Origin of the sequence: Paraburkholderia sp. GAS32, assembly GCF_050434225.1 — a bacterium.
In the GTDB taxonomy this organism is placed as follows: Bacteria; Pseudomonadota; Gammaproteobacteria; order Burkholderiales; family Burkholderiaceae; genus Paraburkholderia; species Paraburkholderia madseniana.
The window spans coordinates 1-13,215 of the sequence record NZ_JBNPVS010000093.1 but is presented as its reverse complement, the minus strand read 5'-3'; the positions used below and the strand labels follow the sequence as shown (position 1 = coordinate 13,215).

Here is a 13,215-nt window from a genome sequence, read left to right as displayed (position 1 = left end):
GCGACAGCTATGAGCACCTGACCCGCGACAATTACCCCCGTCGACCGGACAAGATAGTTGTCGCGCGGCCGGAAAAGATAGTTGACGTTAACCAGCATGTTTCAGCGAGAATTGCAGACCACACCCGCAAGATATGTCGAAAACGTCCGGCTGGAATCCGTTTGCCGTTCGCTTGCGCTTGGCGAGAGATCGATGCAAGACATCTGTCGTCAGAATGGCTACGACAGCGTCGACGTGCTAAGAAAGGCATTTACACGCCGCTTCGGGGTGAGTCCCGCAGAGTACGCTCGGCGCTTCGGTAAGAGCGTCGAGCCGATGCAGTCCGGTTGACATTGGCCGCATATCCCGCACTGGCCTTCATGACGTCACGCAACGTTGCGAGACCGTCCGTGGGCATCGTGGCGTGGTACGCGAACCCACCGTTCTCGTAGGCTTCCATGATCTGCAGCCATTTGCGAAGATCGCAAGCGAACCAGCGAAAACTGAACCCGCCATTGCGAATCACCAGACACTTCTTGCCCGTCGCGAACTGTCAGGGAAAGTTACCGTGGTCCGGTGGACTTTCTCAACGCTTGGGTCGAGAAAATATGTTGACGAGGTTCCCATCCGGGTCGCGCAGCAAGAGAGCGCGATTGCCCCACGGCATCAACGTCGTCGGCATAACGATTTCTGTCCCCGACGCATTCATCCGTTCGAACACTGCATCAACGTCCTCCACTTCAAACTCCAGGATCGCCGACCGATTCGCAGCCGCAGTGGCGGCACCGACATTAAACAGCTTGATCAGGTGCTCAGACGAAATCGCAAGCGCCGCCCCTTCGAATTGTATTTCCGCAAACCCATCAGCCGGCCGTACAGCCTCGAGACCGGAAAGCCTTCGGTAAAACTCGACCAGACCTTCGATATCCTGGGTAACAACACGAACAGACGCAAACTTCATTTTGAGCTCCTGGCTAAGAAAGGGAGCTCAGTCTAAAAGACGATGCTGTCAGATTCTGGCAGTATCGTGCGGCTATCTTCGCAAGCGCGCTCAGCGCGCCGTCCGATAGCGTCTTGTCGCAGCGATCAGCCACCCAGCGCATGCCAAGAACCAAAGCATCGAGTTCCTCTGAGCGGAACATCATTGGCGGCAGCATGAAACCCGGTTTCATCACGTAACCAACGCCCGGCTCCCCCTCGATCATCGCTCCTTGCGCCTGCAAACTGGCGATGTCCCGGTATAGCGTGCGAATGCTCACGCCGAGTTCCTCGGCCAAAGCTTGACCACTCACGGGACGTCGGTAACGCCGTAGCACTTGCAGGAGACTAAGAAGACGTTCAGAGCGGGCCATATGTTGATCCTGATATCGGAACTCAAGTAAATCGACGAGGCTATCGGTTACTTCGAACCGAATGCAACAGGTTGCTTCCGGATAGATATCGCATTGTTGACGATCTGTGTGGACCGCTACGTTTTTCAGTGGCGATCAACGTCGATCTTTTTGACCTTTGATCTGCGCGGCGCAATCAGGCGGTAACCGCTAGAATTGCGGCTTTAGCCCGGAATACGCCAATGTCTTTTGCCTCGCTTGGCCTGATCGATCCCTTGCTGCGTAATGTGCAGGACCTCAATTACCAGACACCTACGCCGGTGCAGGCCAAGGCGATTCCTGCTGTGCTCAGTGGCAAGGACGTCATGGCTGCGGCACAGACCGGCACTGGCAAAACGGCGGGTTTTGCGCTGCCGCTGTTGCAACGGCTAGTGCAACACGGCCCGGCGGTGTCCAGCAACCGCGCGCGTGTTCTGGTGCTGGTGCCCACGCGTGAACTGGCCGAACAAGTGCTGCAAAGCTTTATCGAATACGGCAAAGGCCTCGACTTACGATTTCTGGCCGCCTACGGCGGCGTGAGTATCAACCCGCAGATGATGAAGTTGCGCAAAGGCGTGGATGTGCTCGTTGCCACGCCGGGCCGTTTGCTAGATCTCAATCGCCAGAACGCAGTGCAGTTTGATCAAGTACAAACGCTGGTGCTGGATGAAGCCGACCGCATGCTGGATCTGGGCTTTGCGCGCGAACTCAACGCCGTCTTTGCTGCCTTGCCCGCTCAGCGCCAGACCCTGCTGTTCTCTGCCACATTTACCGATGATATCCGCGCCATGGCGGCGGGCATTCTGCGCAGCCCGGTCAATATCAGCGTCAGCCCGCCCAATGCCACGGCCAGCAAGATTAAGCAGTGGGTGGTGCCGGTGGATAAAAAGAACAAGCCTGACCTCTTCATGCACCTTGTGGCTGAGAACAACTGGGAGCACGCGCTGGTGTTCGTCAAAACCCGCATTGGCGTGGATTACCTGGCGGCCATGCTGGATGAAGCGGGCTATGCGGTCGACACCATCCACGGCGACAAGCCGCAACCCGCGCGCCTGCGTGCGCTGGAGCGCTTCAAGACGGGCGAAGTAAGTATGCTGGTGGCCACCGATGTGGCTGCACGCGGGCTGGATATCGACGACCTGCCGCTGGTGATCAACGTTGATCTGCCGATCGTGGCGCAAGACTATGTGCACCGTATTGGCCGTACCGGCCGCGCGGGCGCCAGCGGCGTGGCGGTGTCCCTTGTGTGTGCCGATGAAGCGCCGCAACTGGCCGCGATTGAAGCGCTGATCCGGCAAACACTGCGCCGTGAAGAAGAGCCGGGTTTTGAAGCCGAACACCGCGTGCCGCAAACTAGCGCGACAGGCGAGATCATCAAGAAACCCAAAAAGCCCAAGAAGCCCAAAGTGCCGCAAGCTGCGCCGCGCGCCACGCAGGTGCCCAGCAATAAACCGCGCCCGCAAAGTGGCGAAAACAAACGCAAGCCTGCGGCGCAGCGCGCTGTGGCCGCGGGCAAAGGCACAAGCTTGTCCAGCGGTAGCCCATTCAGCGTGCAAAAGCCACGCAGCAAGCCCGCCAGCAAGCCAGCTGCGGGTTCACGTAAGCCGGCTGGCAAACCCGCTGGTGGCCGCGGCAAACGCCAACCCTGATCCGTGGGGATGAGTAACACCAGCCCTGGAACAGGCTGGCGGTTTGGGGCCCGCTGGCAGGCAGCGGCGCGGCTTCGGCGTGCCTCAGCTCGGCGGGTAACGGCGCACTGAATGCAGGATCCACAACAACTTCGGGGCCGAACGGACGTTGTAATCGTGCGTAGCGAGCGCCCGAGAAAGGCCCTGGACTACGAGACGCCAACCGAGCGATTCCAGCAAACTATTGCATCCACCGGTTGAATCCGCCCCGATGACCTGCCGATCACCGATGCGAAGTGCCAGACCGTTGATCGGCCTTATGCGAAGCTTTCCATAAGGCCGAATAGTGCGTATAGCCTAGCCTCGGTTTCCTGCTCCCGAGGCGTTCGCGATGACGACCAATACGCACATCCTCCGCAAAACAAAAAAACCGCCCTAAAGAATACTGTCCAGCGCCTTCGCGAGCCTGGCCACCGCACCTTCAACGTCATGCAGTTTGTCCAAGCCGAACAACCCAATGCGGAAGGTCTTGAAATCTTCAGGCTCGTCGCATTGAAGGGGAACGCCAGGCGCGATCTGCAAGCCGGCATCAGCGAACTTCTTGCCGGATCGTATTCCGTCATCGTCCGTGTAGCTGACGACGACGCCCGGAGCCTCAAAACCTTCGGCCGCCACGCTTTTGAAACCGTTGTCCACGAGGAGTGAGCGAACGCGCTTGCCGAGTTCAAGCTGCTCTACTCTCACTTTATCGAAGCCGTATGCCTCGGTCTCCTTCATAACATCACGCAACGTAGCGAGACCGTCCGTGGGCATCGTTGCGTGGTACGCGAACCCACCGTTCTCGTAGGCTTCCATGATCTGCAGCCACTTGCGAAGATCGCAAGCGAAACTGGTGCTGGTTGTTCCGTCGATTCTTTCGCGGGCAAGCGGGCTCAGCATGACCAGCCCGCAGCACGGTGACGCGCTCCATCCCTTTTGCGGCGCGCTGATCAGGACGTCAACGCCGCTCGCCTTCATGTCGACCCAGACCGTGCCGGACGCAATGCAATCCAGTACAAACATGCCGCCGACAGCATGCACAGCGTCGGCCACCGCGCGCAAATAAGCGTCCGGCAGCATGATCCCGGATGCGGTTTCGACATGCGGCGCAAAGACCAGATCCGGCTTGTGTTCCCTGATCGCAGCGACTACCTCTTCGATCGGTGGCGGTGCATAGGCAGCCTGTCTCCCTTGTTCGACCGGGCGCGCCTTCAGCACGATCGATTCAGACGGAATGCCGCCCATGTCGAAAATCTGCGACCAGCGGAAACTGAACCAGCCATTGCGAATCACCAGACACTTCTTGCCCGTTGCGAACTGCCGGGCAACAGCTTCCATGCCGAACGTCCCGCTGCCCGGCACGACAACGGCCGACTTCGCGTTGTAGACTTTCTTCAGAGAACCGGAAATATCACGCATGACTCCTTGAAAGAGCTGCGACATATGATTGATTGATCGGTCGGTGTACACGACTGAATACTCGAGCAGTCCCTCGCGGTCGACATCGGGAAGTAAGCCTGGCACGTTTGTCTCCGGTTATAAACGAATATAAGGATCGCAAACACATTCTAACGAAAGCCGCCTGTAACGGTATTGGCCGAGACGCCCCCGTTACCCATCCAGCAAGTTTCGGCATGAACCAGCCGCCGAGTCACGCCGGTTGGGAATGCGCCAGTGGCGACAATCGGTACGATTATGGACCTTCGCAGGAATCGCCCTGATAGGCGATCGGAGTCACGGCAGTGCCATCGCACGTGTCCGGCATGCGCATGTTGCTGCCATCATGGAAACGGGACGCCTGTAACGGCCCGTTGCATACGCGAGTCAGCGCGCCCAACGGCACATGCGAGTGAGTGCGCCTACTCCCATCCCTGATATCCGGCAGGCTGCGCCGGATTGCCGTAACCGGCGGGGTACGGCCGGCGCAGTTCAGGCGGCGTGTACATCTCGTTGTATGCCGGATAGGCAGGCGGGCGGCCCACTATGATGACCTGCTGCGCCGCCGCTTGAGTGGGCGGCCGAGGTACATAGGCGGACTGCGCGTCAGCCGGTTGGTACCGCGCGGGCGGATACGGAGCTGGCGCGTATTGATTAGCCTGAACAGTTCGAGGCGGCGGCGCGTATTCCCGCCTCGCGTACCCACCTGACTCCTGAGACTCTGTTGACGTCTGGTTATACGCCGGCGTCGCTGCGTATTGCTGGGGCTGCTGATTCTGATATTGCCGGGCTTGCCGGTTGTAAGCCGCTTGAGTCCCCTGCTCCGCCGCGTATTGCGGTTCCTCATCGGCCTGCCGATATTGCGGCACCGCCCGCTGAGCGTTCTGCAAATCGCGCCTCTGCGTCAACTGCGAGTCGTCATCATGCGGCAATGCCGTCACGGCTTGCGTCGGAATCAGTATGGGAGGCTCGGACTCGGTGGCAAACAGCTTCGGCGACGTAGTCCGCGTAGAAACCTGCTTCAGAGGCACGGGCTGCATTTCAGCCCGCTTAGGCGGCGTAACCCGTAGTGAAGCCTGCTTCAACGACGCGACCGGTACAGAGACCCGCCTCGGCGGCGCAGACGCGACTTGCGCGGAGCCGTGCTTCAACGGCACAGGGCCGGCCTGCGCGACGACCTGCCGGGGCGGCGTGGCTCGCGCAGCAGCATCCCGCTTCGGCGATGTGACCGGCGCGGATACTTGCCTCGGCGACGCGGCTTGCGCTACGACCCGCCTTGGGGGTGCAACCCGCTCGGCAACCGGCTTCGGCGATGCGGGCATGGCCGGCGCAGCAAGCGGCTTTTGCCGATGCTTCACCTCGTCGCCCAACGTCGCATAGGATTTCGAGTCTTCCCTGGCGCGCGCGTTATAGCCGATGAAATACGCATAGCGCAGGTCTGCCAGGCGCGCCTGAATGTCGGCATCGGTGGAGACGCGTTTTTCGCCGGGGTCGAGAGAGGCGTCGACGGTCGAGTCTTCGAAGGCCGAGGCTGCGGCATCAGCGGCACGAGCGGATTCGGGATGCAGCGCGCCCACAGAAGACATAAGCGCAGCGGCTACCGCGACGAGCACTTTTTTTTCCATACTTTCACCTCGGAATTCCGTGCGACAGACCGCGTGGGATTCTCTCTCCAATCTCCGGACCGGACCTTCACTCGCGCTTACGGGATATCGACTATTTTTAGCACGTCCTTAAGGGCTCAGGGTAGTGTTTCCGGGTATAACCCAGGCGAAAGCCTATGTGCCGAACAACCGTAGCAATACTGACGTTGTCGGTCCGGAAATTCTTGCCTGCTCCGGCGGCAATGGAACCGACGAGCATGTCATCGTTGGCGGCGGCGGTGAGGAGTGTATTTCCGCCGGCAACATCTGGCGTGTGAATCGACTTGATCGCGGGCACGATCCGGTCATGGTCACGGAAGTTCAGCTTCGGATGGGATGCGGCCATCAAGGGACGCCCGGCTAGGCCTATCGAGGGATCCAAAGCTTTCGGTTAACGGCCATCCGTCTCACCCATCATCCGTCGTCGACGGAGTTCTTGGTCGGCTGACTCAGGACAACGCTATTGGACCAAGGTCCAATTGTTTGATCGGACCGCAACTACCACTATTCATGTGAGTCTCGCTGTCGCGGCGCGTGCGCGCTCAATACCGCGATTACGATATGTTTAATGGAGCCTGCATCATGATCAGATCCCTTCGGTTTGTTCTCGCGATTCCCGTCTTTCTGTTTGTCGTGGCCTGCTCGACGAACCCGACCGTTGCTAATGGCGGAGACCCTGAGTTAGTCGACAAAGCGCAAGCGGCACTTCAACAACTATTTGCCAGCACTCCAAAGGCGAAGGAACTCCAATACCAGGCGAAGGCCGTCGTCGTGTTTCCCGACATTGTCAAGGCCGGGCTTATCGTCGGTGCGCAAGGCGGGAAAGGGGTGATGTTTGGTCCAGACGGGAAAGTCCTTGGGTACTACAGAGCACGCGCAGTCTCGTATGGCCTGCAGGCTGGCGCCCAATCGTTCTCGGAGGCCTTGTTTCTCATGACCGACTCGGCTATGACTACGCTCACCAGCGGCGCCGGATTATCGGTTGGTATGGGGCCGAGTGTCGTAGTAGTGGATGCAGGGATGGCCAGGTCTATGACAACTACTACGTTGAAATCCGATGTCTACTCGTTCATTTTTGGCCAAACGGGCCTGATGGCCGGTCTTGGCATGCAAGGCCAGAGGATTGTTAAGTTTGATGAAAACGATAAGTAAAGTGCGAAATATGCCCCCGGCACGTTTTGCTGGCCTACAGCGGGCTGGGGGCGGTCCGGCAACCGTGCGCGCCAATGCGGCCGCCGATCGGTCGTGCGGGCCGAGGGTGGTCCCAGCAGCTTCAAGATCGCAGTCCGCCTCCCCGCCTGCTCTCCTCTTGGGGGCTCGTTTTGATGCAGTTGGCCGCCGGCCGGCGCGGCGCCAGCCTACGCGGGATTCGGCGCGATTTCAGGGCCGGCCGAGCGATGCAGTGTATTGCGCGCGGCCGGTATCTTTTTTTTTGCGTTGCCGGAGCGGCTTGGATGCTTTTCGCTGCGTATCGCTCCTCTCGCGGTTCTGAGGATTGACTTATCGCTTTAGTCGTCGCCTGACTGGATTGCGTGTGTTGCACGAGATGTTTGCGAAGGGCTACGGCCTTCGACTGCGAGCATCCAAGGCGCTTTCGAATCGCAGTGACCGTGCCGCGGAGCGTTCCGTCTCGGATCGCCGAACCTTTTCTCTATGGCGAGGCGTATGGCGAGGATGAACGCACCAGCGGAAGCCAGCGACACTAGCAGCACGGTCCATTCGACGACCGGCCGTCCTGCTTGACGCTGTGCACTTTACCGCGTATCCGCCGAATGTCCCGTTCGACGCGTAATCCCGCCATACGTGCACAGAAGGTGGCCGTACGGGAAGGGTCGACAAGGGAAATTCGCGTCGAGGCAGAGCCGGTGACTGACGGGCTCCGGGTTCGGCCATCTACTGACGTTGCCCCACGCTTTCACCCGGACGTTCGAAGGACCGCTCCGCCCCGATAACGGCCCTTCGTGCGCCGCACACGTCAGGCGTGTTGTCGGCCGGACCGGTCATCCGCAGCACATTGCGCCCCACCTGCGCGCGTATAGAAAAAGCGCGCGCCGGTGGTTCGGAAGCGCGATGCCCGGCGGCAAACCGGGCAGCACGAATCAGAATATGTTGCGAAGGCCGAGCGCGACGCCGGTCTGGTTGTTGCGGCCTGGAAAGTCTGCTTTCGCCGCGCCAGTGCCGCGGATGAAATCGACCGTGCCATACACTTCGGTCCGCTTGGACAGCGAGTATTCGGCTAGCAGCACGCCCGAGTAGCGGACGCCGCGGCCGAGCGTGGTGCCGTCGGCGTTCAACGCATTGCGGGAGTGATCGTAGTAGGCTGCGGCAGTCAGCAGCAGCGGCGGCGTGACCTGCCAGGTGGTACCGACGTAGAAGCCGTCGTCGATGCGGTTGGTATTCGTCACCGGCGCCGAAAAGGCGGCAGCCGGCGAGTTCGCGGCCGACATGAAAAGGTCGACCATACCGGTGTTGTCCTGCGCATGCAGCCAGCCTGCGTAGGCCTTGACCGTGCTGAACGCATAGACAGCACTCACGTTGACAACATTGAACTTGTTGTTGTGTGCATCGCTGTTCTGCTGAAAGCCGGCATCAAGGGACAAGCCGCCGTACGTATAGGCCGCCGTCAAGCCGTACATGTTGTTCGCGCCGGTGCTGCCGGCCACACCGCCAAAGCTATACATGGCTTCCACGTTCAGGCCGCCGAACTGGCCGTTGTACTTGACGGAGTTGTTCTGGCGCAGGCCGTATCCGAGTGCGCCAGGCAGCCAGCCGTCCTGATCGTAGTTACCGACGGTCAGCGGGTCGTAGACGTTCCCTAGCTGGTCGAATAGCGGCGTATTCTGGCGACCGAAGGTCACCGTGCCATACTGGTTGCTAGACAGCCCAACATAAGCCATCCGGTTGAAGAGGGTATTCTGGCTCGCAAACTGGCCGTTCCACAGGTTGAAGCCGTTCTCAAGCCGGAACACCGTAGACAAGCCGCCGCCCAGGTCTTCAGAACCCTTCAAGCCCCAACGGCTTCCGGTGATCGGGCCGACGCCCATCGATACCTGGCTGTCGTTGTTCGCATTGGCGTTGGTGAGATAGCGGACGCTCGTGTCGACGATGCCGTACAGGGTGACCGAGCTTTGCGCGAAAGCGGATTGGGCCGCGATGGCGATAAGTGCGCCACCGATGGCGCTGATGGTTTTCTTCACAGAGTATCTCCCCATGTTTAGTTGTAAGGCAAACCGCTGGTCTATATAACCGCTGCGGTTCATGCGCGGCTTTTGGCCTGCGCGCAATGATATTTCCGTCAAATTAAATCGGGATCTGTTTTCAATTTTTGTCTCCCGTTTACAACATTGGATTGACTTTCGTATCACCGGACAGTGCCAGCGAATTCTTGTATATGGTCGGAACAGCCCTGTTATGCCTGCTGCCGCTCAGCGTTGTTGAGCGGCAGCAGGCCAGGCTGACGGTACAAAGCCGCAGAAACGCGACTAGACGCCAGAATAGCCGGGGTGGCCGTTTAACCTTGAAAGCGGTCGTCTAGATGCGGCATGGACGACCGTCTGAGGTGGGTCGACTCCCGTCCCACGTCTCGCTCGGAAGTTGACATTCGCTGAATGCTGAAACGACGGATCTCGGATGACTGCGATGGATGATAACGGCGTGAATGAGACTGATGCGATAAACGACTTCGGCGTACAGGGCCTAAAATTATAAATAGCGCCAGTCCCTTTGTGTGGGGCGGCTCGCCCTATCCTCTTCTGTCAACGGCAGGCGGCCATGAACACTCACGATGCGCCTTTTGTTCGCCCGGTGCTGGCTGCACTTTGCGCGGCCTCGCTCGCCACACTCGCCGCGTGCGGCGGAAGCGCCTGCTTCGGCTTCGACGGCTGTAGCGGCGGAAACGGGACGCCGAACGTCGCCGTATCCGGCACGGCAGCCATCGGCAAGGCGCTCGCCAGCGCGACGGTTAGCCTCAGTTGCGCGTCGGGTTCGGGCTCCACCCTGTCAGACGGCGGTGGCCACTACAGCACGACCCTCAACGCCACGCTTCCCTGCATCCTCACCGTGACCGCCGGCGGCACGACCCTGCATTCGCTGGCATTTGCCGGCGGCACTTTCAATACGACGCCTGAGACCGAACTGATGCTCGTCTATCTCGCTTCGCAACTTGGCACAACCGAGGCCAGTCTGATTGCGAACTTCCAGAACAATTCACAGTTCCAGCGGGTGCTGGAAAATCAGACCGATGTACTGGCTGCGCAAACGGCAGTTGTCGCGAATCTGCAGCAGCGATATGCGGTCACGCTGACGGCACCGGCGTTTCTGACGACGCCGTTTGTCGTCGGGCAAGCAGGGGTGGACAGCGATCTCGGCGCGCTGGCGACAGCAGGCGCCATCGATGTCAATGGCATGCCCGATCCGGCTGCCGTCTCACTGCTGTCCGCGGCGGGTCTCGCCCATCCGCTCACAACGACGTCCACACCTTCATCCGGCACTGGCGGAACAGGGAGCGCCCCCGGCGGCATGATGTGAACTGAGGCAGTTTGAGGCTGGCGTCATCAGGCAGAGGTCGGCCAGGAACGGTCCATCGTCGTTGGACTCTCGCTCCGCATTCACTGCGCCGTGACCGCCGTTTCGTCTGGACCAGCGACGAGAGTCCCAACACATCTGGACGCGACCTCTTCAGGCAAGCTGTAGCGGTCGTGCCCAAATGAATTTGCGCCGGCGGGTGCCTTTGCCGGCGCACACTGCTGCTGCGCCCTGAGACAGGGCTAAACCGGCTCCGCTTCAGGCTTCCTTAGAAGCGCGTGCGCAACCCGACCGTGCCGACCACCTGATTTGCCGTCGACGACGCACCACCCGACGTATTGATGAAAGCGACAACGTTTTGGCCGATTGCGTGCTGATACATGGCTTCGGCGTAAACATCCGTGCGCTTGGAAAACGCGTAGACAGCTTGCAAGTTGACCTGATTCCACTTCGGATCCGTGCCGTACTGCGTACCGGTCGCATTAAACGCGCCTGACAGATGGGCATCGGTGTACGTGTCAGTGATGCCCAGCGTAATCGCCGGTGTCAGCGTGTACTTGGCGTTCAGTTCATAGTTGTTGAAGCGCTGCGAACCGTTGTTGAGGTTGAACGATTGGGTGCCCTGATAAAAGCTGTTCGTATACACGAAGCCGACCACTGCCGGGCCGAAGGTGTAGTTCAGACCCGCGCCGATCGTGCGCTGAACGTTCGCCCCGAACCGGAAGCCAGCCGTCTGGGCAGGCGCTTCGCCGAGATCAACTGCGCCGCTGGTGTTCACTTGGGGGGCAGCGCCGTTGCCGTTGATCTGCAGGTAGCCGGCGGCCATCTTGAACGGGCCAAACTCGTAGCTTGCGCCCGCGCTGTAAGCACGGTTCAGCGTGAAGTCAGTGTTGTTGGAGAACGCGTAGAGGCCGCCGAACTTCAGGCCTGCATAATTGCTGCTCGTGTACTTAACCGCGTTGCTCATCCGCAGCGTGTGGTTCAGGTTGTCGTTGTCAAACGGGTGCGCGAAGCCCGTGTCGCCGAACGTGCCGGCCGTACCGGACAGCGGTGCCACGAAGTCCACCAGCGAGTCATACTGGCGGCCCAGCGTCACCGTACCGAAATCGCTGCTGCTCAGGCCGACAAACGCCTGACGACCAAACATCCGGCTGTTCTGGCCGAGCTTGCCGTTCTGCACGTTGAAGCCGTTTTCCAGCACGAAAATGGCCTTCAGGCCGCCACCGAGGTCTTCGGCGCCACGCAGACCGAACCGGCTGCCGTTAATGGTGCCGTTGGTTGCCTGAAACAGGCCGCCGTGCGAAGTGGCGGAGGTCTTGACGTTGTTGGTATACATCAGGCCGGCATCGATCAGGCCGTACAGGGTGACCGAACTCTGTGCATGGGCGGCCGATGCGGCGAGTGCAGCGGATACGGCGAGAGCTACGGGGATCTTTTTCATGAATTAACTCCAGCGGATTGCGATTCAGGCGGAAAACAGCGGCGCGAGTATAAGAGGCAGGTAGCCTCATGATGTCATTTCCGGGCTGGATTTCACCGTTACGTTTTGCTGAGATAATTCGTCATAAATCCGAAATAATTCTGGCGAAATCCCTGCCAGAAAAGGCGCGGTGCTGTTTTTCATCCCATCCGGGACGCATCCGGGACGCATCGCCGTTGTATTGGAGCGACGGCATCAGGTTAGCCGGCATCCCACCACTGACATGACATCTGACAGCGCCCATCTGTATCTGGCTTTGACACAACGACACGCACGCCGACACCTCGATCTGGCCTCGACATGTTGCCGGTACGTTTTGACAAACCGATGTACAGATGCCTCGGCTGTTCGCTGGCACGACCGTTCGTCGAGATAGAGCTAAACGTTAGACAAATGGTCGTTCAGGCTTCGCTGACCGTGCGTAGTCGGGATGGTGAGCGGCCGCTCTTTTTGCGAGGTTGGGACATTCGGAGAAGCATCCGGCCGTGCTGCTGAAGATCTACATCTACGGCTACCTGAACCGGGTTCAGTCGAGCCGCCGCCTGGAACGCGAATGCCAACGCAATGTTGAATTGATGTGGCTCACCGGCCGTCTTGCGCCGGACTTCAAGACCATAGCTGACTTCCGCCGTGACAACGGCACCGGCATCCGCAACGTATGTCGCCGCTTCGTCTGCTGCGATGATTGGGAGCGAATGAGTTTGTTGAGTTCGGCTCCTGACTTCGGGTCTTGACTTCGTTGGCGCACTCGCTCAGCTGGTTCCCTTACTTGGATTCCTGTGCCTCATTCTTGATCGCCTGGCCTCCCTTCGAAATGTCCTGGCCTGCGCCCGCCATCGTGTTGCAGCCGCCGAGAACTACGGTACCAGCAATCAGCATCCATGCAATCAATCGAATCATTATCTTCCCCTTGTTCAAATCAGGATCGGACCAGATTAATTTTAGACGATTTTGCCGTCGGCGCTGCCTGTTTCGCCTGTTGGCATCGCTTGACGCGGCATCCGGTGAAGTTCGTTAAGTCTGCTAGTCTTACTGTGTCAATAAAAAGCGATACCTGGTAGTATGAAGTAATAGAGACTGCGGGCGATCGCAATGACAGAAGAGATCGATGAATT

At 59.4% G+C, this 13,215-nt stretch carries 11 protein-coding genes and 3 pseudogenes; 5 read left to right on the top strand and 9 right to left on the bottom strand.

Annotated features, from left to right (window positions below; genetic code table 11):
• The first annotated feature begins 96 nt into the window (after nt 1-96).
• A complete protein-coding gene (locus tag P3T25_RS47475) occupies nt 97-330 on the top strand; it encodes a helix-turn-helix domain-containing protein (RefSeq protein ID WP_429364594.1) in 234 nt (77 codons plus the stop codon).
• Nucleotides 331-340: 10 nt separating this feature from the next.
• Here P3T25_RS47475 and P3T25_RS47470 read toward each other — a convergent pair.
• The 3 genes and pseudogenes from P3T25_RS47470 to P3T25_RS47460 all read right to left on the bottom strand — a co-directional run.
• Nucleotides 341-472: pseudogene (locus tag P3T25_RS47470) on the bottom strand (alanine--glyoxylate aminotransferase family protein); the annotation flags it as partial.
• A 93-nt stretch (nt 473-565) separates the two neighbouring features.
• Nucleotides 566-940 carry a VOC family protein gene (locus tag P3T25_RS47465; RefSeq protein WP_429364592.1) on the bottom strand — a complete coding sequence of 125 codons (375 nt, stop codon included), beginning with the start codon at nt 938-940 and terminating at the stop codon, nt 566-568.
• 67 nt (nt 941-1,007) lie between these two features.
• Nucleotides 1,008-1,331: pseudogene (locus P3T25_RS47460) on the bottom strand (helix-turn-helix transcriptional regulator); the annotation flags it as partial.
• 221 nt (nt 1,332-1,552) lie between these two features.
• Between P3T25_RS47460 and P3T25_RS47455 the strand changes: the two are divergent.
• The gene (locus tag P3T25_RS47455) at nt 1,553-2,998 is read left to right on the top strand and encodes a DEAD/DEAH box helicase (RefSeq protein ID WP_266240430.1); all 1,446 of its coding nucleotides are present in this window, start codon (nt 1,553-1,555) and stop codon (nt 2,996-2,998) included.
• Nucleotides 2,999-3,412: 414 nt separating this feature from the next.
• Here the strand turns inward: P3T25_RS47455 and P3T25_RS47450 are convergent, their stop codons facing one another.
• The 3 genes from P3T25_RS47450 to P3T25_RS47440 form a co-directional block, all read right to left on the bottom strand.
• A complete protein-coding gene (locus P3T25_RS47450) occupies nt 3,413-4,540 on the bottom strand; it encodes an aminotransferase class V-fold PLP-dependent enzyme (protein WP_429364590.1) in 1,128 nt (375 codons plus the stop codon).
• 335 nt (nt 4,541-4,875) lie between these two features.
• Nucleotides 4,876-6,078 carry a hypothetical protein gene (locus tag P3T25_RS47445; RefSeq protein WP_429364588.1) on the bottom strand — a complete coding sequence of 401 codons (1,203 nt, stop codon included), beginning with the start codon at nt 6,076-6,078 and terminating at the stop codon, nt 4,876-4,878.
• Nucleotides 6,079-6,175: 97 nt separating this feature from the next.
• On the bottom strand, nt 6,176-6,442 hold the full coding sequence (locus P3T25_RS47440; protein WP_429364586.1) for a hypothetical protein: 267 nt from the start codon (nt 6,440-6,442) through the stop codon (nt 6,176-6,178).
• Nucleotides 6,443-6,678: 236 nt separating this feature from the next.
• On the opposite strand from P3T25_RS47440, the gene P3T25_RS47435 reads away from it, so the two are divergent.
• Complete coding sequence (locus P3T25_RS47435; RefSeq protein WP_154566174.1) at nt 6,679-7,248, top strand: YSC84-related protein; 570 nt, start codon at nt 6,679-6,681, stop codon at nt 7,246-7,248.
• Nucleotides 7,249-8,195: 947 nt separating this feature from the next.
• On the opposite strand, the gene P3T25_RS47430 is transcribed toward P3T25_RS47435, so the two are convergent.
• Nucleotides 8,196-9,308, bottom strand: coding sequence for a porin (locus P3T25_RS47430; RefSeq protein WP_154566173.1), 1,113 nt, complete (start codon nt 9,306-9,308; stop codon nt 8,196-8,198).
• Nucleotides 9,309-9,867: 559 nt separating this feature from the next.
• Here P3T25_RS47430 and P3T25_RS47425 point away from each other — a divergent pair.
• Nucleotides 9,868-10,623 carry a hypothetical protein gene (locus tag P3T25_RS47425; RefSeq protein WP_429364584.1) on the top strand — a complete coding sequence of 252 codons (756 nt, stop codon included), beginning with the start codon at nt 9,868-9,870 and terminating at the stop codon, nt 10,621-10,623.
• Between the two features lie 265 nt (nt 10,624-10,888).
• Here P3T25_RS47425 and P3T25_RS47420 read toward each other — a convergent pair whose 3' ends face one another.
• A complete protein-coding gene (locus P3T25_RS47420; protein ID WP_429364582.1) occupies nt 10,889-12,061 on the bottom strand; it encodes a porin in 1,173 nt (390 codons plus the stop codon).
• Between the two features lie 509 nt (nt 12,062-12,570).
• Here P3T25_RS47420 and P3T25_RS47415 point away from each other — a divergent pair.
• Nucleotides 12,571-12,774, top strand: a pseudogene (locus P3T25_RS47415) (transposase); the annotation flags it as partial.
• 91 nt (nt 12,775-12,865) lie between these two features.
• Here the strand turns inward: P3T25_RS47415 and P3T25_RS47410 are convergent.
• Nucleotides 12,866-13,000: an entericidin A/B family lipoprotein gene (locus P3T25_RS47410; protein WP_154566170.1), complete on the bottom strand. Its 135-nt coding sequence runs from the start codon at nt 12,998-13,000 to the stop codon at nt 12,866-12,868.
• Between the last annotated feature and the right edge of the window lie 215 nt (nt 13,001-13,215).

Excerpts from the sequence above, each read along its gene's own strand:
- P3T25_RS47425 (WP_429364584.1), top strand. The coding sequence starts at position 9,868 with ATGAACACTCACGATGCGCCTTTTGTTCGCCCGGTGCTGGCTGCACTT.
- P3T25_RS47420 (WP_429364582.1), bottom strand. The coding sequence starts at position 12,061 with ATGAAAAAGATCCCCGTAGCTCTCGCCGTATCCGCTGCACTCGCCGCA.
- P3T25_RS47445 (WP_429364588.1), bottom strand. The coding sequence starts at position 6,078 with ATGGAAAAAAAAGTGCTCGTCGCGGTAGCCGCTGCGCTTATGTCTTCT.
- P3T25_RS47465 (WP_429364592.1), bottom strand. The coding sequence starts at position 940 with ATGAAGTTTGCGTCTGTTCGTGTTGTTACCCAGGATATCGAAGGTCTG.
- P3T25_RS47475 (WP_429364594.1), top strand. The coding sequence starts at position 97 with ATGTTTCAGCGAGAATTGCAGACCACACCCGCAAGATATGTCGAAAAC.
- P3T25_RS47440 (WP_429364586.1), bottom strand. The coding sequence starts at position 6,442 with ATGGCCGCATCCCATCCGAAGCTGAACTTCCGTGACCATGACCGGATC.
- P3T25_RS47430 (WP_154566173.1), bottom strand. The coding sequence starts at position 9,308 with ATGGGGAGATACTCTGTGAAGAAAACCATCAGCGCCATCGGTGGCGCA.
- P3T25_RS47455 (WP_266240430.1), top strand. The coding sequence starts at position 1,553 with ATGTCTTTTGCCTCGCTTGGCCTGATCGATCCCTTGCTGCGTAATGTG.
- P3T25_RS47410 (WP_154566170.1), bottom strand. The coding sequence starts at position 13,000 with ATGATTCGATTGATTGCATGGATGCTGATTGCTGGTACCGTAGTTCTC.
- P3T25_RS47435 (WP_154566174.1), top strand. The coding sequence starts at position 6,679 with ATGATCAGATCCCTTCGGTTTGTTCTCGCGATTCCCGTCTTTCTGTTT.